Annotated in this window: 16 protein-coding genes; 8 read left to right on the top strand and 8 right to left on the bottom strand. The window is 42.5% G+C overall.

Features of this window, described 5'->3' with window-relative positions:
• From MHO82_RS11470 to MHO82_RS11440, 7 genes are all read left to right on the top strand, one after another.
• Positions 1–588, top strand: a complete 588-nt coding sequence (locus MHO82_RS11470) for a TIR domain-containing protein (protein WP_239184087.1) — start codon at positions 1–3, stop codon at positions 586–588.
• A 232-nt stretch (positions 589–820) separates the two neighbouring features.
• Positions 821–1,486: a TIR domain-containing protein gene (locus MHO82_RS11465; RefSeq protein ID WP_239184086.1), complete on the top strand. Its 666-nt coding sequence runs from the start codon at positions 821–823 to the stop codon at positions 1,484–1,486.
• Positions 1,487–1,531: 45 nt separating this feature from the next.
• Complete coding sequence (locus MHO82_RS11460) at positions 1,532–1,984, top strand: hypothetical protein (RefSeq protein WP_239184085.1); 453 nt, start codon at positions 1,532–1,534, stop codon at positions 1,982–1,984.
• A gap of 314 nt (positions 1,985–2,298) precedes the next feature.
• Positions 2,299–3,066, top strand: coding sequence for a carbon-nitrogen hydrolase family protein (locus MHO82_RS11455; protein ID WP_239184084.1), 768 nt, complete (start codon positions 2,299–2,301; stop codon positions 3,064–3,066).
• An 84-nt stretch (positions 3,067–3,150) separates the two neighbouring features.
• Positions 3,151–3,936: a YwqG family protein gene (locus MHO82_RS11450; protein WP_239184083.1), complete on the top strand. Its 786-nt coding sequence runs from the start codon at positions 3,151–3,153 to the stop codon at positions 3,934–3,936.
• A 234-nt stretch (positions 3,937–4,170) separates the two neighbouring features.
• Positions 4,171–4,995, top strand: a complete 825-nt coding sequence (locus MHO82_RS11445) for an alpha/beta fold hydrolase (RefSeq protein WP_239184082.1) — start codon at positions 4,171–4,173, stop codon at positions 4,993–4,995.
• A gap of 415 nt (positions 4,996–5,410) precedes the next feature.
• Complete coding sequence (locus MHO82_RS11440) at positions 5,411–9,181, top strand: DUF4132 domain-containing protein (protein WP_239184081.1); 3,771 nt, start codon at positions 5,411–5,413, stop codon at positions 9,179–9,181.
• Positions 9,182–9,257: 76 nt separating this feature from the next.
• Here the strand turns inward: MHO82_RS11440 and MHO82_RS11435 are convergent, their stop codons facing one another.
• Genes MHO82_RS11435 through MHO82_RS11415 form a run of 5 tightly spaced genes read right to left on the bottom strand, consistent with a single transcriptional unit; the run spans position 9,258 to position 16,135 of the window.
• Complete coding sequence (locus tag MHO82_RS11435; RefSeq protein ID WP_239184080.1) at positions 9,258–9,572, bottom strand: hypothetical protein; 315 nt, start codon at positions 9,570–9,572, stop codon at positions 9,258–9,260.
• The gene (locus MHO82_RS11430) at positions 9,559–11,370 is read right to left on the bottom strand and encodes a hypothetical protein (RefSeq protein WP_239184079.1); all 1,812 of its coding nucleotides are present in this window, start codon (positions 11,368–11,370) and stop codon (positions 9,559–9,561) included. Before MHO82_RS11430 ends, MHO82_RS11435 begins: the two co-directional genes overlap by 14 nt.
• 12 nt (positions 11,371–11,382) lie before the next feature.
• Entirely contained in the window at positions 11,383–12,495 is a 1,113-nt protein-coding gene (locus tag MHO82_RS11425; RefSeq protein WP_239184078.1) for a VWA domain-containing protein, read from the bottom strand.
• Positions 12,492–15,014, bottom strand: a complete 2,523-nt coding sequence (locus tag MHO82_RS11420; protein WP_239184077.1) for a DUF5682 family protein — start codon at positions 15,012–15,014, stop codon at positions 12,492–12,494. Before MHO82_RS11420 ends, MHO82_RS11425 begins: the two co-directional genes overlap by 4 nt.
• Before the next feature lie 14 nt (positions 15,015–15,028).
• Positions 15,029–16,135, bottom strand: coding sequence for an AAA family ATPase (locus MHO82_RS11415; RefSeq protein ID WP_239184076.1), 1,107 nt, complete (start codon positions 16,133–16,135; stop codon positions 15,029–15,031).
• Between the two features lie 438 nt (positions 16,136–16,573).
• Between MHO82_RS11415 and MHO82_RS11410 the strand changes: the two genes are divergently transcribed.
• Positions 16,574–20,113 (top strand): hypothetical protein, encoded by a 3,540-nt coding sequence (locus tag MHO82_RS11410; protein WP_239184075.1) that lies wholly within the window; start codon positions 16,574–16,576, stop codon positions 20,111–20,113.
• 92 nt (positions 20,114–20,205) lie between these two features.
• Here the strand turns inward: MHO82_RS11410 and MHO82_RS11405 are convergent, their stop codons facing one another.
• The 3 genes from MHO82_RS11405 to MHO82_RS11395 form a co-directional block, all read right to left on the bottom strand.
• Complete coding sequence (locus tag MHO82_RS11405; protein ID WP_239184074.1) at positions 20,206–21,255, bottom strand: tetratricopeptide repeat protein; 1,050 nt, start codon at positions 21,253–21,255, stop codon at positions 20,206–20,208.
• A 13-nt stretch (positions 21,256–21,268) separates the two neighbouring features.
• Entirely contained in the window at positions 21,269–22,801 is a 1,533-nt protein-coding gene (locus MHO82_RS11400; RefSeq protein ID WP_239184073.1) for a hypothetical protein, read from the bottom strand.
• 305 nt (positions 22,802–23,106) lie between these two features.
• Entirely contained in the window at positions 23,107–26,907 is a 3,801-nt protein-coding gene (locus MHO82_RS11395) for a DUF4132 domain-containing protein (protein ID WP_239184072.1), read from the bottom strand.
• Positions 26,908–26,923 lie beyond the last annotated feature (16 nt).

The following is a 26,923-nucleotide window of genomic DNA, read 5'->3' as shown; positions in this document are numbered from 1 at the left end:
ATGGCACGTCGAGTTTTCTTTAGTTTTCACTACAAAGATGTTGTTGAATTTCGTGCAAATGTTGTTAGAAATCATTGGATGACAAAGCCAAATAGAGAAATATGTGGTTACTATGACGCGTCTATTTGGGAGGAAGCTAAAAAGCAAGGAGACATAGCGCTAAAAAGACTGATAAATGGCGGGTTGAAACAAACATCAAATACTTGTGTTTTGATTGGTTCGGGTACTTATTTAAGGCCTTGGGTTAGATATGAGATCCTCAAGAGTTATAAAAAAGGTAATCATTTGCTTGGTGTCCATATAAACTCAATTAAGTGTAAAACTGGATTGACAAAAAAGAATGGTCCAAATCCGTTTTCTTACGTAGGTGTAACTTTTTCTGATTCTGGGAAAACGGTTACACTTTGGGAAAAAGTTGATGGTGAGTGGGTAAAATACGAGAAAATTGATGGTTCTGCTTCCTACCAACTTACAACTCCAGTCGCCAAAGAGTTTAGAGGTAATGGCTACAAGTTAAGTCATTTTTATAATGTATACGATTGGCTTGATGATAACGGTTACCAAAATTTTTCGGATTGGGTTAGTTAATTGATTCGTTGTATTGGAATTTTCACTTAGCAAACTCTACAAGATGGATTCGCAACGCGTGGCATTTTGCCATGTGTTACAGTTATTACAATAATCCGAATGAGATTTTATCGTTTTTAGAGCGGCTTTCTGATACAGAAAACTCTTTAGGTGAATATGTCAATACCGTCATGAATTTGCTGAAAAAAAACAAACAAGTAAATATACATAACCAAGAAATAATGGAATGACTATGGGTAGAAAAATATTTGTCTCATATAAACATAAAGATAGCGATGTAAAATTTTTAGATGGGTATGGTAATACTGCACGAGCCTATGTAGATAATTTAATTGAGCACAGGCTCAGTGATGAAATTTACAAAGGTGAAGGCGATGAGGATATTAGCAAGTTTAAAGATGACACAATAAAAACACGCCTTAAGGACAAAATTCATGATAGCAGTATTACGATTGTGCTTATTTCACCAAACATGAAAGAGCTTTGGAAAAGTGAATCAGAACAATGGATACCTTGGGAAATATCATACTCATTAAAAGAAGTTACTCGAAATGACAGGACAAGCCACACAAATGGAATACTTGCAGTAGTTTTGCCTGATTATTATGGTTCATATTCCTATATGATCGATGAATCATGCTCACATTGCAAATCCAGACCAATTCAAACGAACAAATTATTTCAAATAATCAGAGATAACACCTTCAATAAAAAAGGTAAAGATGAATGCAAGAAGCAATGTTCGTATTGTTATCGTAGTTTCTATATAGGTGAACAGTCATATATCCAAGTAGTAAAATGGAAGGATTTTATCAGCAACAAAAATTATTACTTAGATAAAACTGTTGAGGTAAGAGATGATAGAAAGTCATACAATATTGTGAAAGAAATAAAATAATTAGCATGTATGATGATTGATGCGTTATGTATTTGAGAGATTTTGGTGAAAAAATTCGAGAAGAAGCCTTTATATCGAAAGGTCAATACTAGAACCCATAGAGTCCCTCATGTTCATGGTGGTGACTATCGAGATAATCGGGGAAAAAATTCAGCTTTTGTTATGAGAAAAGGGGTTAAGCGAGGTTTAGATTACACCCCATTATTTAAGTTTCTGCTTTCTAAAGTAGGACATGAGTGGGATTCGGTGTTCCGCGAGGCTGCTTCGAGACTCGATAAAAAAGAACCTATATATTGGTTGGTATCATTAGATCCTGATCGTGCCCAAGACTATGTTCGCCTTGGTGAAAGTAGTTATTTTAGTGGTTTATACGTCGATCAGCAAGGTATAATGAAAGTTACTAATCCTGATGTAAACGAATCGACATTTCGACCCTTCTGTAAGTGTTGTACTCATACATATAATGGGATAGTGTTTGAGCAAGAATACGTCGGTTAACCAAATACATAACAAATGACTATGGCGTCAATAATTAATTTTTGGCGCTGTTTTTATCCCACATACACTATCTTTATGTATAGACTTAGAGTTACAGTGCCTTTTTGATTCAGGTAATGATAGCTGCTTCTAACTTTTGAAGTTAGGTGTTTGCGGAGACTGTGCTGAGGGTGCCCAACCTTATACCAATGAATATTTACAATCAGGCTTTTCGTTTTTCTCTAAGTGGGAAGGCGATTGGCCGGATCTTAAGTAGTTTTAGCCAACTATTACGCACCACATATTGGTGCGTCGAAATGCTATAGGAGAACAGAGTGAAAATAGGTATTGTTCAGATGGAGATGGGTTGGACGATTAAAGATAACCTCACGACAATATCTCACTATATTAACAGGCTAGATACTCTCGATATTCTCATCTTCCCCGAGCTCGCATTGAGTGGCTTTCATAGAAATATAAAAGCCGAGTCTAAAGAACACTTAATTCAAAATGCGTTGCTAAAACTATGTAATTTGGCCAAAAAGCATAGAACCACTCTGTTTTTAGGTGCGCCTAAAGTGGCAGGATTAAATGTGTTCAATAGTTATTTGTGCATTAGCAAAACGGGTCAGGTTATAGCGCAATGGGACAAGACTGGCTTGACTGCAAGTGAATCTCAATTTTTTGCTAAAGGTGGCAATAGAAGCGCATTAGATCTTGATGGTACTCGCTGCACCACACTAATTTGTAGAGAAGTCGAAGATGTTGACTGGTTTCTTGCTCAAGTTCGTTCTTACTCTCCGGAAATCGTAGTTTGGCCTAGTTATATTCACCAAAGTAGCAATGACAAAGACTTAACGGGTTATTTTTTATCGGCTTCTGAAATAGCTAAGGAACTCGATGCACTTGTTATACAGTGCAACTGGCAATACGCACTTAATGATCATGATATTCGGGGATTAGGTGGTAGTCGGTTATTTGGAACCGATGGTCGATGTATTTTCTCCATGCCAATGGATCAACCTGCGGTGAGCATCTTGGACTATTCTCAGGGTTCGTTGAGGTCAATTGAAACTATGAGTTCACTAGAAATTGCGTTATAACAAATTACCCAATAGGAATATAAAAGTGCATCATGAACTTTCAAACAACATATCGAGCCAACTTTTATTTAATTGGAGAAAAAATTGAGTATTGAATTAGAAGCTCAGAAACTGCGTTCCGAGTTGGAAAAGTTTTCATTACCGATAATAAAACTACAGCCTGAGCCAAAAGATGCAAAGACACCTTGGAGCAGTAAATTCGGTGGTAAACCATACTGGCCTAAAGAAATGAAATATCCAGAATCTGACACTGGTACAAAATTAATTCTTCTTGCCCAACTTAACTTAACAGAATTACCTAACCTTCCAGGCTTTCCTCGGGAAGGCATTTTACAATTTTTTATAGAAGATGATGATCTTTACGGAATGGACTTTGATAAGTCATTAGAAGAGCTTATTAAGTCACCTAGTGGTTACAGGGTTATTTATCATCAAACTGTAGAAAATAACATTAAGCTTCTTGAGGTTGAGTTTCCTGAAGCAAATAAAGATAGCTATCTACCGATTACGAGAGAGTTCCGACTGGAAGCTAAACTTAGCAGCGAAATCCCTTCACCAACAGATTACCGTTTTGAAAAGTATGCTCAAGATCCTTTTAATTATGAAGAAGAGCTTGCTGAATATATTTATGATAATTTTTCTTCAGATGGCAGTAAGCTTGGTGGGTATGCTAATTTCACACAAGAAGATCCGCGTGTAGCTGGAGAGCATGATGATTGGGTTCTTTTGTTTCAAATGGATTCAGAGTTCTTTGATAGCGGCGATGAAATTTTATGGGGAGATGTTGGAGTAGCAAACTTTTTTATTGAAAAAGAAGCTCTTAAAAGAAATGATTTTTCGAGGGTTTGGTATAACTGGGATTGTTCCTAAAACTCAAAGCGAACAAATTAATGACACAGAGACGAAAAATAGTAGGCTTGCGATCCTTCTTTGCTAATCTTCGCCTACTATCTCGGCGGTTTTGGGTAGGGGTTCGCTGCACTTTGTTGGTTCGGAAGTGCACTGTTTATAGCTGGCATTCCCTTTTTTATTAGTGCTATCTTTCGTCTCGTGCTGAATTGGTTATGATAAACCTTACTAAGTTGTTAGAAATGCGAGGGTAATGTGTTAGTCGAAAAGTGGTTAGACATTGATGGAGACCAGCTTTATTGCCTGTCTACTGAATTCAAAGAGTTTCAAGAAACGTTAGTGTTAATTCATGGCCTAGGTGAATCGCACCTCTGTTTTGCGGATGCATTTGATTGGCTGCAAAACTACAACCTAATCATGTTTGATCTTTGTGGCTATGGTTATTCTCCAGCTTCAGTTGTGTCTCACTCCACAGAAACTCAAGCAAAGCGCATATTAAAAGCTCTTGAGCAACTGAATATTCAAGATTGTTTTCTTCTTGGGCACTCTTGGGGAGGCGATACGTCGACCTTAGTTTGCAAATACGACGAGACAGGCATCGTACGTGGTTTTATTAATGCCGAAGGCGGGGTGCACGAAGAAAATATCATTTTATCTCAGATTATTGCTGAAACATATTCTGAATTAGGCGGCGATGAGTTCTCCAAATGGGTGAAAGGAGAAGGCTTTTCAAAACGTTTTGCTATGTCTTGGAACCACGGCGCTGGTATTAAGTACCTTTCGTCAGTACGGCGTTGTGAACCCGTCGTTTTAGGTAGTACTGCTCGTGAAATCTACGCTCAACATGCCACTCAAGATCGTCGAGGTGTAGTGAGCTGGGGACAAATATATGAAAACTTGTCCATTCCTAAAGTTTACTTCTGGGGGACACAAAGTCTAAGAGGTTGTGAGCGAGCAATAAAATTTATTTCGACATTAAATAATGTGTCGTTTGAAGGAGCCAACCACTGGGTGCAAAATGGTCCGTCTACGTTTTATACGGAAGTAGATAAATTTATTACTAACGTAAAAAAAACCTAACCAGCCACTATGGCGTCAATAGTTAATTTTGACGCTACCTTTATCTCACATCGTACCGTCTCTCAGCGTTTATTTTAGGATCGCAAGCATCTTAAGAGCAAAGGTAATGATAGCGATTTTTAGGCTTTCCCTTTTCTGAAACTCGCCCTAAAAATAGAGTTATACAGCCTAGCCGAAGTCATATTATGGCTGTTTTAATTACTAACTTGTCATTATGTTTATTTTGGCAGTCAAAATGCATTATTTATAGTGATTAAAACTACCTTAATAAACGGATACATTATTCTTGATTATGGGTTTATGACTCACCTGTTTTTATCGACTTTAAAATTAAATAACTGTGACATTAGTAAACTAAAAATAAGTTATTTTCGGTATGATAAGAAAAATATCATTATTATTTTAGAGACAGTCTATGTTTACCGAATCTGAATTGGAAATTGTTCGTAGTATTCTTCTTGAAAATGACAGTCATTATGAGATGGATGACGAATTTGATGATGAATTTGAAAGTAGAAAAAAGCACCTTTATTGGTATTTGCATCGCGAGAATATTATCGACTTGTCTCAAATACCTTACTTTTGGCATAGCGCCGCAGAGGCATCGTCTGATTATGATGCTAATGATGTCGTCCAAATTTTGACGAAAAGCAGTCAAAACGATCAATTATTTGAAAGTTGGCGACAACCTGAACCCGCTTGTTTTGTGGAAAACGTGTCTGGTGATTTACAACCTTTGGTAGAGGCACTTCCTAAGCTGCATGAGTCTTTTAAGTCTGAGATGAAATTTCAACTTGCGGTACGAGGGGCGATTGATGTTAAAGATTTAGATGAAGCATTATTGCTGTCAAAGGCCGAGGAAGTCGTAGAAAATCGACGTTATCATTATCATTCGGTACTAGATGATATGTTGGCCGTTTGGTCTGAAGAAGAAGTGTGTAAGAGCATTAACCGTGTGGCTTCAAAGCTAGGGGCAAAACTTAATGACTTTGATTTTCTGGATAAAACGCTGGCTTTTATTACTCCAGAGCAGCTGGTTAACATTGCATTTAATACTTATTACTCTTCTGATATTAAAGACATACATAAATACATGAATCAGCGACCGGAAGGGTTGGCTGAACTTATTATAAAAACAGCGCCTAATTGTACGGAGTCAACAGGTTTGGTCGCAACCCTTGGTTGGTTGGCTTTACAGCTTAGGGAAAAAGGGGAGTCCCTTGATTATGCATTAGCGGATCACATGATGGCGAGTGCCTCATGCAGTGATATCGAAAAGCTTCCTCAACTTTTATCGATTCTTCCTGAAGATTTAAGTGAAAAGTTCGTGTTAGACAACCTCTTCCGTTCGAGTTTTCTCCGCTATTTCTGTAATAAGCCAGTAGCGGTTGCCATGGTGGAGCGCGTGTGTGATTGTGGGCGTGGAGAGCATTACTTTAAAGTTTCAGCGATTGAGGCTATTGGTAAAAAATACCCAGAAACATTGATAGCGGCGCTAGAGACTAAAAAGATCCCTCAGCGTGCTTTATTAGTGGAAGGTCTTGCCGCTTCGGTCGATCCCATCGCGATTCCAACGTTAATCACGTACCTAGAAGATACCGTAGAGACGGTACGAACTGAAGCCGTAAAAGGGCTAAAAAAGCACGGCATGAATGCCATTGATGCGTTGTTATCGGCATTAGATTCCCGTAAGAAAACGGTTCGTTTGCATGTTTGTGAAATTTTGATGACGCTTGATGAAACAACAAAATCGGATCCACGGATTGTTGAAAAAGCCGCTGAAAAAGCCAAAAAAGAGAAAGTAGAAGAGATTCGTCTTTTACTCACTCAGTTGGGAGGTGTTGAAGACACTGCTGGTGCCGATGCCAATAGTCAAGCAAACGTGGCTCTGGCGGCCGTTTCTCAGCAAGAGCATAAAAGCTTGATGGAGGCGACCAAAAAGTGGCAGAAGCTGCACCGAGAATATTGGTATGACTCTCATGATGAGAACGATAAACGTGCTTATCAAGATTTTAGCCAGTTGATGTCTAAAACATGTGGTGATCGCGCTGTGATTGTGGCGGCAAAAGGCTTGGGGGAAACGAATTATACTGCTTCTGTTCAATGTCAAATGCTAGCGACGCTGGCCGGCGATAATGCCAACAATGAAGTTAATGCCCACGCTTGCTTGATCTATTGGTGTGAGAAATTAAAAGTGATATCCGCGCCACGTAATAGGGAGTATGGGGACAGTATCCGAAGCAGTGTAAACTATCTGTTTGCTAACTTGTGTGAGTTTTATGGCAGTAACCTGCACCAAGCCATGCGCAGTATGTTAATAGAAGCCAAGCATCCCGTACTTGATGCTGTGTGGGAACGTTATATGCAGCTAAATAGAGATGATGTGGAAGACGTTTTTCTTTCATTTAGCAAAGTGGCTTCAGCAGAATCATTACTGTCTGGAATGAAAGCGTTTCCAGCTACGGCACTGCCTGTCTTACTTGATTTATTAAAAGCAAAAAAAGTAGCGAGTCGTTCTAATGCGGCTCAGGTGTTTATGGAGTGCCCGACCTTAGATGCGTTACCCGCATTGGAAACGGCATTATCGAAAGAGAAAAACGCAAAAGTTAAGGGTTTATTGGCTTATGCTACTTTTTCTGTGGCAAATTTGGAGTTTGGCCTATCGGAGAAGCTGGCGTCTAAGCATGCATTGACGGCTGCAGAGCATACCGAGTTGGATGCATTTTTAGAGCGTTTTGTTATCCCACTTCCTAAAAAAGTAGAGTTAACGGCCTTGCCACGTCTGCTGTGGGCATCAGGTAAGCAGCTATCTGATGGGGCCATGCAGTGGTTCATATCGCGATTGGCGGAAGAGAGCGCAAAACAGCATGATCCTATCTTAGTGAACTTTGTGGCTCAATTACATCGTGATGAGCTTAAGCCTTTATGGCAAAGCTTGTTGTCCATCTACGCTGGTGAAAAAGAAGCGCGATTAGGCTGGGTGCTCTTTTCTGCCGCGTTACTTGGTGACGATGAGGTGATGTCTGAACTGGGTAAAAATCTGGATGATGAAGCCAGAAGTGGGGCTTCGGCGGCCGCGTTCTATAAGGTTCAAATTTTGGCTCGACATGGTTCTCAATCTGCTCTGAGCTGGTTAGATCACTGGACGAGAAAAGCAAAAAGTCAGGGGCTAAAACACCGCACGATTAATGCGTTAGATGATATTGCGGCAGAAAAAGGCATTAGCCGTGATGAAATTGCAGACTCAGTGGCGTCTGATCTTGGTTTTAATGATCAAGGCCAGCAAAATTTTGCTTTTGGTGAGCGCACTTTATTATTAACTCTGCAAGATGACGGCGCGATTACGTTAAGCCTTGATGGAAAAACGCTAAAAAGTGCGCCAGCGACTCGAAAAAGCGACGACGCCGATGAGTTAAAACAGCGTCGCTCTGAGCTGTCTGCTTATCGAAAACAGATCAAACAAGCCTTTGCTAACGCCCAAGCTCGACTAGAGCAGGCCATGATCACAGGCCGTATTTTTAACCAACGTATTTTTTCGCAAACGTGGGGAAGCAATGCCTTGTTGGCTTACCTTGCGCGCCGCGTTGTTTGGTGTTTTAGCACAGAAAGTGAAGACATTTATGTTCGCTTAGATGAAAGTAATCAGTTTGTGGACATTAATGATGACGAGGTGGTTTGGCCGGAAGGAGCAACGCTGACGGTAATGCATCCACTGAACTCGACGTCTGAAATTTGTCAGCAGTGGCAAGAGATCTTTGATGATTATGAAATCGAACCTCCTTTCCCTCAGTTAGCGAGGCTGGTGTTCACTGTCCCTGATGATGAAAAGAGCCTACGTTCGGTTAAGCGTTATAAGAAAACGACGTTCTCTACTTCTCGTCTTCGTACTAAGATGGAGCGCCGAGGCTGGGCAAATGGTGAGCCGCAAGATGCAGGTAATGTGAATTGGTTATACAAATATTTTGCTAGTGCCAACATTACGGTGGCGATCCACATGAGCGAAGGGTTCTGTATGGGTCATGATGATTTTGAGCCGGAGCAAAAAATCCCAGCGATTGATTTCCATGGGAAACGATACGGCCGTGATATTCCTTATCAAGCGGAAAGAATCACATTACGTGATGTAGATGCGATTGTGTATAGTGAAACCATTGCTGATTTAGAATCGGTTCTGAGTAACAATTAATTCTTAAATGTATGCTGGCGATAGGAGCCTATCGCCAGTACTTTCATTCTTGATTCCCGCTTAAGTGCTTGCAAAGCTACTCTTGCTGATCAGGTAATACATATAACTTTTCTAATTGCTCCGCGTAATACAGCTTTTGGTATAAATCTTGTTGAAAAAGCAGCTCGTGAAATGCTTCTGATTTATTGTTAGGAGTGATCTCAGGATCAAGCATGGACTTCGCTAGGTCAGCTTGCTGTGCAAAGCCCAGTGTATGTGCGTGTTGTGCCCATCGCTCTATCTCATCTTGGGTGCTGTTAGAGATGTGAATGACCCCTTGGCTAAGCAGGCTGTTGAGCCACTTAGCGCCCAGCGATAGCCACTTTTCAAGTATTGGATCATAGGATTCCATTCTGTTGTCCCTTCGTGTTTTCAGAAAATGAATAGTTTAGGTATAGGTACTCCGCCCAATCTTGCCCGTACATAGCAATAGGGGTGAATTGCAAGTGTTGCATATCATAATGCCAGCGACCAAAGATGGCGACAGCATTTTTATTGTGCGTTTGCCATGTATCAAAGGCTGAAGTGTTTTGCTCTATCGCATCAATAACAATGTTTATATTGCGTCCTTCGTTGTCTTCGCATTGTGTCTGCCATTGCTGGTGGACTTCATTTAATTCCAATGCATTAAATGCGTCACTGCGAATGATGCCAAAGAGTGGCGCATGATCATCGTATGGGTTTGCACGTATCTTGTTCACTATCTGTGTAATTTGTGTATTAACCGATGGGAGCTGTGCCAACATGTCGACCAGAGGAGTTGGAGTGATCCGTTTTATGTGAGTGTCTTCTTTTGTTGAAATCCCTCCGTCGGCGCTGCACCACCCTTTATTAAGAATAAAAGAAGCGTGTAATAAGCGTTGTACCTGACCATTACCAAGCAGGGCATTACGAAAGCTATTTCCGTTGAGCCCTTGAAAGATCACAGAGTAAAAACGCTGCTGAGTGGGAGAAAAGAAATGCACTTTAAAGCTTGGTTGTGTGTTGATGAGCGCTTCATCGTCTTTCTTCACTCTGCGCAACTCTTCAGCGGCAATGCCGATTAAATCGAGCCCCGTGTTTGCAACAAAACGCCGTTTGTGCTCTCCGGCTAGCTGATTAAGCGGCTGAGGTAACGGTGAAACGAGCAGCGCTTTTCTGTAGGCATGGAGTTGCGCCAGAGCAGCACGGAGCCTGTCTGGGGAGCTAATGAGTTGGTGCTGCCACTCTAAAGTGAGCAATGTTGTTACCCGACTGAGAAGAAAGGCGGGCCTTGGCAGATCTGCCTGTTTTAATTCAATTGCAAGGCGCTCACCTTGTTCAATTTGTAATTTGGTTACCGATGAAATGCCATATTGCACGATTTGATTCAGCCAACGTCCAAGATCATGTAATACGGTTCTTTGCCAAGGAAGCAGAGCTTCATTTCGGGTTGGTGGCAAGATGCGTTGTTGTTCAATACACCAAGATAACACCAGTAATGCTCGGTGCTCACATTGGGGCTTTTCACAACTGCACAGAGAGAGTTTCAAACCACCGTTTTTAGGAATGTGGACGTTGTAAACTTGTTTTAGCTGTACTTGGCCAGTTAATGCGGATTCTGTTTCTTGCCAGCTTACAGGCATAGACTGAAGCAGGTAGCGTTGCGCTTTGTTAAAGGCTGCTTTGGTAAAGTGCTTTTCTATCTCTTCGTAGCTGTCAAACTGCCAAGGCAATGGGCCGATTTTTTTGGGGTGTGTGTGTTCTTCCTGTAACGTGATTGGTGCGCAGCTCTTCTCATCGTGTAATAGCTTGTTTGCTTGTGTTGGCTGCTTGCTTGTTCGCTCTGGCTGATCGCATACTTGGGGTTGCTGCGTGTCGTGAGTGCTGTTATCGGTCACTTGCTGGCTGGCTAGGTGTTTTAAGCCCAATAAAAAGCAAACGAGGTGAAAGCAAGGGCCATTGGCGGCACAGTTGCAAGATAGATGCTCAAAGCCTGCGTCGGTAAGATGTTGTTCATGGCCATCAATCTGCGCTTTTGCGCCAGTGTCGGTTATGCTCCAGTCGGTTTTGAATGTTGCCTCATCGGCGAGGCATTTATCAAGTTGCTTTTTTCCTCGTCGTAATAAGCCTTTATTTGCCCAGTGCACAAGGTAATCATCGTTAATGTCATGGATCCAGCTAATCATCATGGTACTAGTGCTCTACTTTTTCATGGTGTTGGCGACCCAAGCCGCTAAATGATCGGGAGTCATGGCGGAAACATCCATGCCTAAATTGGTCAGTTGATTGGCAATACCTCGATTAAACTCCGGGTTACCGCCATCGTTTAAGGCAGCCAAACCAAGCAGTTTTACGCCAGCTGAATGCATACTTTTTGTTTGCTGGAGCAGCGTTGTGACATCAGCCCCTTCGTAAAAATCGCTGATCAACACTACGATAGAACGCTGTGGCTGAACGATACTGTCATTGACATAACTTAAGGCTTTGCCGATATTGGTTCCGCCACCGAGCTGTACAGAGAGTAAACTCTCAACGGGATCGTCAACTTTATCGGTTAGATCCACAATGCTTGTATCAAATAAGATCAGATGGGTTTTTAAGGCGGACAATCGACAGAAAATCGCAGCCAATACGGCTGAATGGATCAGTGAATCCAGCATGGAACCACTTTGGTCGATGACAATATACAAATCCCAAGGCAGGCGATCTTGCTGGCTTTTATAAAACATCATTTTTTCGAGCAGTAAACAGTCGGCTTCGTGGTTGTAATGCTTTAGGTTATTCCGAATACTGCGATGCCAATCTAGATTGCTGAGTTGTTTTCTGCCCCCATGTAAGTGCCTCTGTTTTGTGAAAGAAAATTGAGATTGTACTTTTTGTGCGAGCACGGCCTCCAGCTCCTGACACACTCGATTTATGATCCGGCGTACTTCGTCCATGACCTCTTGGGGTAAATGGTTTCTGAAACTTAGCAGGGTTTGTACCAAAGCTAAATTTGGTTTGGCTTGTTGTAGCACGGAGACATCGGTTAATAGCTCGGTAAGTTGATAGCGATCGATGGCTTGTTTTTGTAATATTTCTACGGTGCTTTTAGGAAACACTTGGCGCACTTTCTGCAACCAATCGATGGCCGTTAGCTGAGTTTCCCCTAAGCCTGCACCTCTTTGTTCATATTCTCGTTGGTAGAGGTAATCAAGGCTTGAATCGCGAGAGGCATCCGCATTATCCAATGGATTCGGTAATGCATCCATGCTGTTTTTGCCAAGGATGAGACGCCAACGACGTTGATATTCGTTCATTTCATTTTGTGTCATTGTTTGCCTCCCCATAATGCATATAACGGTGCGAACTGTTGTCTTAGTGTGTACGCGTTATCAAGACTGCTTTGTGGACAGCTTTCCCCAACGGTGATAGGAGACGCCTTATTAGTATCGATCTTGTGACTCAACACTTGGCTAAACTGAAATACCTCCCGAGGTGAAAGGGAAGTAAAAGCCAGGCGAAGAGAAGGCAAAGCGGCAAGAAACGCTTGTTCATCCAGAGTTAAAACGTGCTTGTTCACTGTTTCAATCAGCTCAGGAGATTCTAGGAAAATAGCACGTGCGGCTAAGAAAAAGCCCCGTAAAAAGTCACCACAATACTCAACCGTTAATACCGCTTGTGTAAAGGCATCGGCCACATGTTGGTGTACTTTGTGAGTGGGGATTTGTTGATCTCGACACAATATCCCTAAGCTGACGCCTTTAATTGTTGGGTGCGGATTTACGTTGACCAGCTCATGCAGCGCATCATAAAACAGGACAGGATCACAATGCCATGTGGGTTGGCTGTTTATGGTATTTGCCATCATGTTCATTTGATCAACCAAGGTATCCGATTGCTTCTGATCCGAGATGGCTAACCACGGCATACGGACACAAAAACGTTGGTAGCCAGTGGATAATAATTGGTGCAATAGGGCGATGTTACCCGTTGTTAAGCTGTGTTTATGTTGGAAACACATGCTCAAATAATAAAAAGCATTGGCTAATTCACAGGGATCACTTTCTTGCTGCAGCCAGATTGCGATCTCGTCGGCGATAGGCTTGATGATTTGGTGTAGCCCCATACACAAGGCGTGGAGTAAGGCGATCACGCAGCGGTGGTTGGTGCTATTTTGGATATTAAACGTGAGTAAAAGTTTGTTTAATGCTGCTTCACGAAGTGTATTACCATAATGGCTGCACTCCAGAATATGGGCTTCAACTTCGGGCTGCCATTCAACCTGCCAGATCTCTCTGACTAGATTAAGATCGGTGCCTTGAATAAAGTCAGGCCCTTTTCTTTTATGAGCATAACCTGAGTTTAAAAACGCCAGTTGATGAAGTAGTTGAGAAATTTGGCGGTGTTTGTGCTTACGGTAAATCTGTAGCGTTTTTATGCTCTCTTTATTTTGGCGATAAGGCAGCGTTTTTTGAGCGATTAATGGTAAATCAAACTGATGGCATTGGGCATGGAAGTCTTGGATTAAGGGAGATAAAGGCAAACCTCCCGGCAATTGGCCAAATTGATCGCCCGCTAAAAAATGGTCCACCAGCTGAGTAAAGTATTTTTCCGAACCATCTTGCGCCTGCTTTAAAAAGCACGCAGTAATGGCTTCTCTAAACTCTTTTCGCCCAGCAGCATGACCACGCAATTGGGCTAAACGTTCCATCATTACATTGGCTTCGATGGCATCGGGTAGGCTGACCAGTTGGTTAGCTTCTCTTAGGCGATCCACAAGCGCCGCACAAAGCCGTGAATGAAGGGCTTGTTGTTGGGGTGTTTGCTCCCTATTGGCTGCGTTTATGTTCGCATTTGAAGCACCTTGCAGATCTTGCCATACCGCGTGGTAGTAGCCAGTATCTGGCATGCCTGCGGAGTAATCAGCCGCTTTATTCATTCTTTCAAGAGAATAGGCGATGAGATGGGTGCCCGTTTTTATCGACGCCTTTTTCTTGGTGTGTGGGGCGCTCTTTGCTGGTGGTATTTTCTTATCCTGTAGGCTGCTGAGAAATTGAAAGATACCCAAGCAATGAAAGCCGCCACACACCACCAAGCAGCGTTTTCCCGCTTCGATGTGTTGGCGAAGTTTGTGCGCCATAAACTGCTCTCGGGCGAGAGTTTCATTATCCAGCCCTTGAATGGTTTCTTGTGAGTTTCTGATCAACAAACATAAGGTAAGCAAGCGCTGAAAAAATTCGTCGGCACTTTTGGTATTTTTACTGACGTTAGATTCAAAATGACGCTCCCACCACGTATCAAAATCCGGGCTCTGACTTTGTTCAAGCAGTGAGTCAATGTAGTGGTTTTGGCTTAGAAACTTGTCATGATAAATTTGAGCTTCATTGTCACCGCAATAATCTTGATTGTTATCACTTAAATAAAGGCGGTTTACGTAAGGAAGATCAATAAATTCGCATTCGATACCGTGCTCTTTCGCCGCTTGAATCGCCACCCATTCTGGCGACATTTCGCTAAAAGGCACATAACAACGGTAGTGCTCGGCCGCAGATAATGAAGTGACATCGTTGTTTGATTCTGTATTGGTTTTTTCTTGGTCATCATTGTCGATGACATAGTTATAAATGGCCAGTGGTGGCTTGGCCTCATTGTCGAGCATAAACGGCAATAAGTGCTGAGCTTCACTCGGCCCTTCGACGAGAATGATGTCTGGCTGATGTTGTTGGATAAGTTGTTGAAGCTGCCTGCTACACTGTGGGCTATGATGCCGTATTGGAGCCCACACGATATTCGGTGCCGATTGAATGTCGGACAGCGCTTGATTAATTTCAACAGAAAAGTGAGTGTTCATGCGAAGTGGCCTACTTATTCGGCTTCGAGCTGGGTATTTTCAACAAAGTTTTGCCATAAGCTGTGTTCTTTTCGCTTTCGTTTCACTACACGCAAGTAGTCTTTAAAGCGCTTGATGTCGTCATCATTGTCTTTGATAACGGTACCAAGAAAGTGCTCAGACAAGTGCTTAGGTTGAACTTTTGATTCGCCAAAATAATGGCATTGAGCCGCGGCGTTGAACGCGATGCTGATGGCTTCAGCAGTAGAGAGCACCGTGGTTGGGCTTTCAATGGCGACACCTTCCACTTTGCCATTACGCATGTCGTGGAAAGCCGTTGCCAGCACTTCTGCAATATCCAGATCCAGTGAAATAGGAATGTGGCTATCGCGTAACTGTTTATTGACGGAATCACAGATCAGCTGAGTTTGATCTTTTTGGTTAGACAGGGGTTTCATGGTTTCGAAATTAAAACGACGTTTCAAGGCCGACGACATTTCATTGACCCCGCGATCTTTTAAGTTCGCAGTGGCAATAATATTAAAACCCGGCGTCGAGAGTAGGTAGCTATTTTGGTTATCTTTAATTTCAGGAATGTGCAGAATTCGATCTGACATAATTGGAATTAAGTTATCTTGCACTTCAGTTGGACAGCGGGTGAGTTCTTCAAAGCGCATAAGTTCACCTTTGTGCATGGCATCGTAGAGCGGGCCGGGTACTAAAGCATCTAGGCTAGGGCCATCTTTTAATAGCAGGGCATAGTTCCAACTGTATCGAATGTTTTCTTCAAAAATACCAGCGCTGCCTTGAATGGTATGGGTACTATTGCCTGAGATGGCCGCGCTGAGTAATTCGGATAGAACGGATTTTGCTGTACCAGGCTCACCCACCAGTATTAAGCCACGCTCACCAATTAACGTAACAATCGCACGCTCAACAACATCGTCATTACCGTAGATTTTTCTGGTGATTTCTTTACCTTCGATTTCTTTACCTTCACTCCCTAAGATAAATGTGCGCACCATGCGTGGGCTAAGTTGCCACCCTTTAGGTTTTTGGCCTTGATCGTGTGTGATTAAATGTTGGAGTTCGTCTTGGTAACGTTGTTCGGCAGGAAGGCGTTGGGCAGTGGTATTGGACACGAAATTTCCTTTTTAAGTCAAAATGCATTCATAAACATGAATCAGAATTTATCAAATATTAAAGTGTATGACTTCATATTCTATTTGGCATTATCTCATAAAAGAAATGTGGTGTTGAACTGCATTTTATAATCAGAGAGAAAAAGAGAAGGAATAAGGTGCTCACTATCTCTATAAATATATTTATAAGTGAAGGTCGGAAAATAAAGACGATTCATGGCGTGTTTATATTTTGGAAGTAATCTCTCATTTTGGTAATTACACTTGTGCTAATGGTGATAACTAAATATAAGCCACTTTTTATGTAAATATAGATCTTCTCGGTGAGAGACATTAAAGATAAAATACATTATAGGGTCGCTAACTCAACCAAAGACGTTAGATCCATTTCTTCGCATATAAAGAATCAAATAACAATATTAAGGGTTCGTATAAATCATGAATCAATTTGATAAAACCAAGCATCTTGTCGTTGAGCTAGATGATACGGCAAGCATTGCATCGGCGCTTCGTTCGTATCAACAGCTCTTAAATAGTAATGACGCGTTTAACTGCGATGGGATGATGTCGCACTTGGATGTGGAATTTATGGCAGCGACAGAGCAAGGGAGCCGTCGATTACAAGTCGGTGATGTTAACGATCCTAGCTTGTTAAAGCAGGCATTGAATCTAGGACAAGAAGGTGGAGAGTACCTTTATCCAGATAATATTGGCGATGAGGATGAACTTTATATTTCTGAACCATTGATTTTTGCCATTGCGTTACAGTACCCAGAGCTGCGTGAAGAAGTGGTGAGAACGGCGGAGGCCATCGTGTCTTATGCTCGACGTGCTAATGATACCGACAGCATGTGGATTGATGATGTTCGTATCTTCGGGATTGAATCTTTATATATGCTGGCTTGCGAAGATTTACAGTATGTATTTCTGCTGGCGCAATTTTATGTTCCTTACTGGGATGATGAACATGTTTGTGGCTATGATGCTTTTTTCAGTGATTTTGTTAAGCGTTATGGCTGGCACCGCGAGGTGATCAAAGGGTACATTTGGTGTGATCACAGTGAGTTTCGTCAGAAAATGTATTGGGACAGTTGGAAGGAGGCGGCGTTTTATCAACCGCTGGGTGACTACCTGAAAGCTAATCCAGAGGAATATTTGGTTTTTAAGAAAATGGTGATCGAACGCCTTAATGCCGCTCCCTTTTTGATGTACAGCAAAGAAGAAAGCCTGAATGAACGTGATCCGGTGCTGGAGCTGTACGAAACATTATTTCCGTTGCCACCGGAATGGGAGAGCGCAGAAAAGCGAGAAGCGGCCTTGCAAAGTGACTTTATTGACAACACGCTAGAAAATGAAGCCATGGACTTACAAGCACAGATCAGTCGAGACGTTACCGGTCCTTTAGTGTGTTACGCAGAAGCTCAGTTGGCCGAGCAAGCCGCGGAACAAGCTCAGCAAGAAAGGAGAGAGCAACCTTATCTCCCTGGCAGTGGTTTAGCAGCCATTAAACCCTTAATCTTGGCGTTGGAAGAGGGCAGCTTAATATGGCAGTACATTGAAACGGGTGAACCCAAACAGATATTAGACAATATCCAGCAAACGGCGTTATGGCCCCTCGCTCGTGACAACGCGCCGCTGTGTCATGAGAAAATGAAAGAAGCCTGTTTTTTCCATGAGGAGTCGGCGTTAACCGACGGCCTTGACGATATTTTAGAAGATGTTGTTCAGGATCTAAGGTCTGACTCTCCATATCATGAAAGCATCATTGCTAACGATTTATTTTCTCATCAGCCAATTGGTGCTGTGAGTAATAGCACGCTCAAAGCACAACGGAATGAGCAGTTGTTGCGCATTTTTGATGTGTTCTTCCGTTTATTAGGCAAAGAAGATCTTTCTTACGCTGTGTTTGACTTATTGGTTAAACCAGAAAGTGACGCGGTGATTAATGAGCGCGACTACTACGAGCGTTACAGTAACCTGCCAGAAGGCAGCGAGTTCTCGGCATTTTTAATAAAGAAAATCGAAGCGTTAAGCTGGGCTTTTGACGACTGTGAAGAGAAGATAGAACAAGAAACTTTAGCCTTAGCCGATCAAGTTTTGTCGGAAGGGCGCGAGATTCTCCATCCACAGCATTTTTGCGGAAATTTAGGCACTTATTCGTTATTTGCGTACTTGCTTTATAAGGAATACGAAAGCCAAGAAAAAGACAATTTGGCTCAAGTTTGGGCTGAGTGTTTTCAAAGCGACGATGTATGGAAGCAAGCGGCTGATTTGTTATTACGCGGTGCCTACATCGAAGGAGAAAAAAATATCGGGGGGACTTCGGGGTTAACCCCAGAGCAGATCACCTTGATTAAGGAATACTTTACGGCCCATGCGCCCAAAGCAACAGAATCTGATATTTTAGATTTACTTCAATGCCATTTAATGCGAAGTGAGTGTCACCGTGGCCCTTTGAAGTTTAACCAGTTCAGTGAACGTCAAATTGGTTATCAGTTTTTGGAGGACAGAGACGATGATTACCAACGTGTCGTGTTGATTTGTTTTTGGCTAAAACAATTACCATTGCCTTGCTCTGTACAGGCTACGCGAATTTGGTCTTTGTTGTTGGCATTAGCGCCTATAAGAGTTGTGCGTTATTTACATCGTACCGTTGAAGGTACATTTTCTGGCCCAGAAGCCCCATTAGCTGAAGCAGAGTTTTATGAAACGTTGGAAAAAGCAGGCATTTCATCTGGGCTTTTGTCGTCTTATCGGGTTAGCCAAACATTCAGGACTTATTCTGGTGGCCTAGAGCGTGTTCATTGGCTTGATCATTATGCCAATATTGATAGCTCTGATGACTCTATGTTTGGGCGTATTGAAAAAAAACAAGCGGAATCCATGCGTGAAGGGCTACATTATATTATTGAAAGGTACCGTATTCAGTTTTATCAAGAGCTTTCACTGCGCCATCCGAGGTTTACGTTTGATCAAGAAGCCGATTTTCAGCGCTGTCTTAATATCTTTGTGCAGCTAAACTTAAAATCATGGCATGAAACCATTGCAAGTCAATTTGGAGAAGCGTGTTTGTATGCTGGCTGGGGGAAAGACACCCCAGAGCATTTACGTTTAGCCATTAAGCCAGATGCACGCGTTATTTCTGATAGGACATGCCATAAAGATCACTGTGAATATTCTGAAATCACTTTGATGCAGTATCGAGAAGATCATAATGCGTTGTTAATGCACGATAAAGGTTTCCCAGTCGAGCGTTACCAAGAAGCAATCCCTTCTGGTGATATGGTGATTTTTGATAAGACTGTGTCCGTTGAAATGATCCAACAAGCTGTGAATGAGGTGACCTCCGTATCGGAACGAGTGGATCATGTGGTTAATACTCTCTTGCAATACTTAGCGGGTGAGTTGCCGTATCAGACAGCTGCCGAGTGTTTTGATTTGTATATCCATAAAGAGGAATTATCTGCGGGGCCGAATGAATACGGTATGTATGAATTGGAACACTTCTTTTGGATGATTGATGAGTCTCGACGAGATCGGCTGGCGCTTTTGCTATTTAATCACTCTTTCAGAGGCTTTAAAGTGATTGAAAACAGTGCAGAAGAGCACTATCTGGATCTTCAGGTTCGAAATGGAACCATGTTAGTGGAAAAGCGCTTATCTTATAATCCTTGTAAAGAAGAGGACATTAGTGAGCACGTTCATGCTCTTGTGATTGAATGGCTGTCGAAACTCGGCGTTCGCAAAGATCATTTGGCGCTTTATTGTGCGAAAAAACTAACACCGCCTTTGCAGCAATATTTATTAGAAGAGGCCCGCAGTGGTGAATTGGTTAAGGTTCTTCCAACTCTTTATGCGGAGCGTCGAGCACAGCTGGTGGAGATTTTTGCAAGACAGCCAGATGCCGAGGCGTTGTTGTCTTTGTTTGCGGATGATCCATCCCGTAAAGTGCGTGATGCCATAGAAAGCAGCTCGTAGTAAGTAGCAGAGCGTAATAAACAACATAGGAATGACTCAGGCAGCTAAGTGACTCTATTTAGCTGCCTGTTCGTTAAATCAGAAGGTAATCATTACTCGCCGAATACTTCGATAATTAACGATTTTGCGTCTTCATTACCTTGTTCGGCAGCAAGATCAAGCCATTTTCTGCCGAGCTCGTAGTTTTTGGCACTGCCACGGCCTTGAAGGTACATTAAACCTAATGAATATTGTGACAGGGCATAACCACGTTTAGCGGCTTTTTCCATGTAATTCATCGCCTTCTTGTCTTCGCCATTTTGATAAAAGTTGACGGCGGCATTATGTAAGTCCCGAGTCGGTATGTTGGGAACATAGTTATACGGTGCTTTCGCGTAGCCTTCAGCATACAGAATATCGAGGGAAGAGTCGGCCTCATAATGACCAAGGTCCGCCGCTTTTTTGTACCATTTCGCTGCTTTTTCATAGTCTTGTTTAACCGTGTCGCCTCGTGAATACATACGGGCAATCATGAAAGCAGGCTGTGGGTCTTTTCTGTTTTCTTTTGCTTTTGTGTAAAAACGAGTAAACGTATCTAGCTGGTGGAAAGTCGCGTCATTTCTGGCGTCTTTATACCAAGGCAGTACATTATTGATTTTACAAACAAACCCATCGCTTGCTTCTGCGGTTGCAAACGCCGAGTTATTTGTCGATTGGGTGGTGCTGGCATCACTCATGGTACTCAGCACACAATAGGCTTTGTAGTTTCCCGAACGTTCAGATTTGATTAACCAGTATTTATGGTTTTTCGGGCTTCTGGAGCGGTATTTTTGGGCAAGCTCATACTGTGCTTCAGCATCACCTTGCTCCGCCTTTTGCTTCATGTTGATGTCTTTCTGGCGGCTTTGTAGGTAGCGTTTGGCTTGGTTATTGCCTTCTTCTAACTTATGCAAAGTTTCAATGGCTTTAGTATAAGTAGAAAACTGCCAAGGTTCGTCGAACGTGTGCTCTCCTGAGGCCAAGCTTGGGTAATCTAAGGAATTTAAAACCTGTTTCGCATGCTCAAATTGCGCTTTCGCATCGGGCGCACTGTGGGCACCAAAAGGAAGCAGCAAGAGAAAGCATATTATTATGCGGTAATATTTTCGGATGTTTAGTTTCATGTCGGTAACCTAATTAGTTTAATAGCAGCTCAAGATCTTCGTCGCCACAAGAGTATTGGTTATTTGGGTTAATGCTTGGGCTAGTGAGCATGTATTTGATGGCGGTGTTGTATTGTTCTGTGCCTTTTAATTGCTGGAAAAGCATATTCGATGCAATACACACATTGCCGAAGTCGACGTATTTTTTGTAAACCGGGTAAGTCGAGTCGGATTGGTATAACAAGTTAATGTCGAAGTCATCGTGGTGGTTCACAATATCGGTTAGCGCTTGCTCTGAATCCGAAATAGTATCCACATAGAATTGATAGATTTCTTCTTGGGTCAGATCTTTATTCTGGGTTAACTGCCAGAAATCTTCAGCGACCTTTTCGCCTTTATCGGCCAGTAAATAGCCGTGTACTAACGTCATAAGTGAATATTTATTGGAACCTTCGTTGGTTTCACAAGCATCTAACCCATTGGCCACGCTGCTTGGTTTCACCGTTTTATCTTTGCCGTTTTCAAAAATGGTGTGCTCCATTCCCGAGGTGTCTTTCATCACTATTTTGAGCTGCGGTGGCGTCAGTTTTTTTGCTGTTTGGTTGTAGCGGTATAAGGATAACTGATAGTCCGTCATTAAGCCGTATAAATGCTTGGCGGCAGAACCATCTTCGCAGGAAGGTTGGTATCTCGGCCAAGGTTTACTAATAAACTGGAATTGCCTTGTAAATGAATAATTTAGGTAATTATTGTCTTTGATTTCATCTGCATGGTCGAGGGCAAAGCTACCTAGGCGAATACTGGCGTAAAAAGCATCGGTGGAATTTTTTGGTAATTTTTCTTCGATGTATTTATACAAACGTTCAACATAGGCGCGGTTGACGGGTTTTTTTGAATAACTCTGTAACTTAAGTACGCCATCGAACTTAAAGTAGGGCGTTTCCATATTCTCGATGGCCGCTTTGGCCAAGTCGACTTTGTCGAGATCTAACAATGAAGGCAACAATTCCGATGTGAAGTAATCTTGCCCCCACTGACTTAGGCGAACGCGAGAGCGATCGGCACAGCTCTGGTAGCTGTCTACGGCTAGGTTCGCATGACTTGCGTTTTTATCATTTTCCATAAAAACATTAATGGCGTTTTTCAAAGAAGAATGCGCTTCGGCCAATTGATTTAGGTTTCTGGCGGATTCACATTGTGCGTTACCAAACTTTAAAGACACGAAACCGAGGCAGGTGAAACTCGGTGAGGCTTCACACACTTTGTCGTGATAGCCAGTCAGCTCTTGGATATAGTCTTTCTTGATGTTTTTTATATCAAAATTACCGATGGTTTGCTGGCTAAGTAATTGTATGGATTCGTTAGAGCCAGCGTGTTCATTGGTAATAATGTTGACGTTATTCACGATGGTTTCATAAGTGTCTAACTTTTGTTTGGTGGTCATATTCTCCGTGATGGTGGAGTTAAGCTGTATGGCTTCGGCCAATAACGCTTTTGGTTCTGTATTTGAATGGGCTGGTAATGAAAATAAATAAGCCGCAGTGATAGCTGTTAATGTAAAACGCAAAATAATCCCTTAATTGGTAAGTTGTCGATGTTAAACACGGTTTGTTATAGATAACTATTCGTTTATTTGTTCTATTTATTGAACAGGGTAATAAAATAGAATGGTTATATTTTTATTACTTGAGTATTTTAAAAATAATCAGTTTTTATAACGTTGAGCTGAGTCATAAAATAGCATTGAGTCCTTATGCTTATTCAAAACGATATGAGGCTATGCCTTTAAGAGTAATTACGAGACATCGCCTAAATAGAGCCACTGCTTTTTATCAGTGGCTCGTTTTCAACCTGAATTGCGCAGGATAACAATTAGCGTTGCAAAACAGATTCCAGATCGGCGATGGTTTCGCTGTACACAATCGCGTTAACTTCAGACAGCTTTAGCAAATCTGTATCATAATAGTCTAAATAGCGGTCAAATCGTCCGGTAATAAATTGAATACTGTGGATCTCTTGGTCTTCCTCATAGTCGGAAAAACCTACACCAAAACCGTTGCTCACGTGTACAGATACCGTGATATCGGCACCCGCAAAGTATTTGTATAACCATTGAACATAACCTCCATCTTGAGGTTGCCCATTGGCCCAGCCACGGCGTTCCATTTGTGTTCGCAGGCGTGGGGTTGGAAAGCTTGTTTTTTCATAGCGGGTTATATAACGTAATTCCGCTTCTTCCGCTGGTAGTGTAAATACTGGGCGTGATAGCTGTAAAAATGGCATATCAATTTCGTAGTCATCGAACACTTCTTGCCACTCAGCACAAATGTCCTGGCCACTTTTTTGCGGGTGTAACACACTGAGTAAGGCTCCTTCAGGCCAAGCAACAGGTTCGTCATCAATATCAACAAATTGGTTTGTTTCATCTAAGCGTACGTATGTAGGTTGATCTTCTGTGGTTAAACACCACACAACACGGCGCGCAAGGAAAGCAAGGAGTGCATTACCGCCCCATGTTTTGTTAAAGAGATCTTGAGTGAACGTACGTCCAGTCACCATGGCTTGCTCTAGACGATCTTGAGCATTGGTAAAGATCTGTTTGATCTGTTTTCGATAAGCGCTGAGCTCAGCACGACGGGCTTTTAGTTCATCAGCATCGTCATCTTTACGGGTGCTTGGTGCGTTTTTCAGTGTTTTTCCGTTAAGGCTTAACGCCAGAATACCTTCTGCCTGTAAGGTTAAGGTTAGAGTACGATCGCCAAAAGCAAAGTCTTGCTGGCCTTTGGCATCAAAACCCAGATCGACGACGAGCATATCCACAATTTCATCACGGCTGATGTTACGAAGTGCGGCGGCATCATCAAGTGCGTCTATTGCTCGTTGTTTTAAGGCTTGGCTTTTTGCTTTACGCGTCCAATGATCCAGCCAGGTCAGTGTTAGGGTATTGCCTTTGCGAGCCATCATATTGACTTTGTAAAAGGCAGCGGTAGAGGCACCACTTCGCACTTCATCGTCGAGATTACGGCCAAACTCGTTAAAAGTCTCATCATTGGCAAAGACTTCAGCGGCAAACAATACCCAGCCCAAGCGGGTGACTTTATCTGTACCATATAGGGCACGGAGAGCTTCATACAATGGTTGGAACTGCTCTGGTTGCCATTGGGCAGTCAGCGCGGTTAAATAGCTGTCTTGATTTTTAGGACCTTGTTGCTCAAGGCGGGCCATAACCCACTGCATGGCACCATCAGAGAGTGCTTTTCCTGATGACCACTGCAATCGTGGAAGGGTCTCTAACGTTACTTTTTTAGGAAGAGTGCCAGCATAACGGCTGAGTAAGGCGTCAAGCTTGCTGTGTGCGGCAGCCGTAAGGGGGCGGCGTGGTGTAAGTTGTTCTGCCAATTGTTGTTGCTCGCTGGCAGCAGCAAACACAGCATTAGCCAGCGCCACTTTTGCTTTGGCATTTTTTTCTTTATCGAAGGCGGCTTCTAATGCGGGTAATGCGGTAGTACTTGGGTTCTGTGTGAGCACAGTGGCAGCATTAACTCTTGTTCCTACCTTTTTTGAGCTCAGCAGGGAAATAAGTTGCGTCAGCGTTACCTCAGGTAGGTTGGTGAACGCCAGTTGCAAAGATTCGGCGGAAGCAATAGGACTAAAGGCAACAAAAACATCTTCTTTATTGGCACTGTCAAGGGATACATAATGAGCCCACAGCTTATCTAGGCAAGGCAGTTTGCCATTCGATAGCGCGGTTTCCATGGCCTGTATGAAGTATTCTCCATAGGTTTCCAAGTAGAGCTGAATTTGCTCTTCAAAGAATTCGTATAAAGACTCCAGTCGTGGTTGATCCCTTTCATTTTCTTCTTCTTTCCACCAGCGGCACCAATCCACAAGGGCAAGATGGGCATTAACGGCATTTTTTTCAGAGCGTGCAACAATGGCATTTACTAAATAATAATACATATCAATCATGTCGTTTTTTTCAGCTAAACGCTGGAATGTGACAACCGTGGCGCGATCGCCAAGGGATTTTTGCATATTGTCAGCAAACACTTCGTATGGCCCCATATCCTCTTCAGATTTCCACTCGTGCCATATTCGGCGGCGAGAATTATTCCAAACTGCATAGTGTTGGCTGAATATGTCGTATTCTGCATCCGTTGTATCAACAATGGTGAGCTCTACCGATTTACTTTTTGTTTTTTTCGATGTGGCAGAGGCTTCCGCTTGATCGCCAGCTAATAATTCAAGACACTCGATCACCTCGTCGACTTTTTCTTTTTTCAATCTGGCGGCGGCTTTTTCTGCAATTTCTGGGGTAGAACGCTCTTTTTCAGGCAGTTTTGACAGTACATGGCTCGCGATAATACGAACATTTTTCTTACGTGAATCGAGAGCATTCAGTAACGAGCTAATGGCCGCTGAACCCTGTTTTTTAAGCCCTTTTTGTGCCGCTTCTCGTACGCCTTCGGTCGTGTCACCGATAAATTCAATCAGTGTTGGGATGGCTTGCGGATCGTCAGAAGCGGACAGCGCCTCGACGAGAACTTCACGTTGTGGGTTCTTTTTATCTTCTAACGCCTCTATCAAAAAATCCGGGTGTTTTTTTCCAATGGCGGCCATGCCCATTGGGTCAAATGAGGAATAGTAACGACTTGGATTGAGCACTTCCTCTACCATGGCTTTTGCTACCTTTTCGGTACAAAAATGATGCAATAAATCGCTGCAGTAGGATAAATCGTTTAATATGTAGGCTTCACAAAGCTCTTTAGGTAATAAGTCGAAGGTTTCAGGGTATCTTAAAAAGTACCCTGGTGAGGTGTGCTTTAAAAAGAATTGAGCCATCTTACGGTCAACGTCACCGTTGTTTTTCGCTTCATACTGGATCAGCCAACCGATAGCCGCAATTATGCCCCGGTTCAGTGATTGATTGGCTTTGGTTGGATAAATATCACGAATGTGCATGGCCAGATCTTGCGGGTATTGATCCATGACTTCTAGTATTGTTCTAACCGAAGAACGGCGTTCAGCGTTGAAGGCCATATGAGCAATCTGTTCTGGGGTGGCGTATTTTGCCGACATTGTTACAAAGTCAGCTTCTTTCAGTTTATATCCAGGGCGGCTAGCGACCATGTTTAAAGCACGCGCAACCTTCTCTTCAGGCAAGATGGCGAGCATTTTTTCTAGTTTGTGATCGTAGTAATCAGATAAAAGGTCTTGGACTTTTATGCCGAGTATCCCTTTATCTAAATCTTCTGCCCTTTGCAGCCCTTTGGCCGCTAATTCATAGCGTATTTCTGATGCAATGGTAGGGTCAAACTTAGGCAAATTATCAACAAAAAGCTCAAGACCATCGCTTAATTGAGCGACAAAATTGCCAGAATAGAATTTATTGCGACGTCGTGATTTACATTCTTCCAGTATGGTTTGGTTTTGACTTGTTTTAATTAAAATATTAATAACGTCTTGAGCGCTGTAAGAGGAAGTCGCCCCCGATGCTAATATCCATAATTGTGGATGCTCGGATAAATCTAATGTGTGATCATGGTTCAATAACCAAATTATATTACCCGCTCGATCATCAAATTCTGATCTTAATTTACTGCTTAGTCGGCCGCTATCTTTAGTTGTTTTTATTATTTGGCGTGCAGCTTTTAATTCTGATTCTGTAAACATGAGGTTTCCTCTACTG

Source organism: Vibrio sp. Of7-15 (genome assembly GCF_022347565.1).
In the GTDB taxonomy this organism is placed as follows: Bacteria; Pseudomonadota; Gammaproteobacteria; order Enterobacterales; family Vibrionaceae; genus NORP241.
This window is presented reverse-complemented; position numbering and strand designations above follow the sequence as displayed.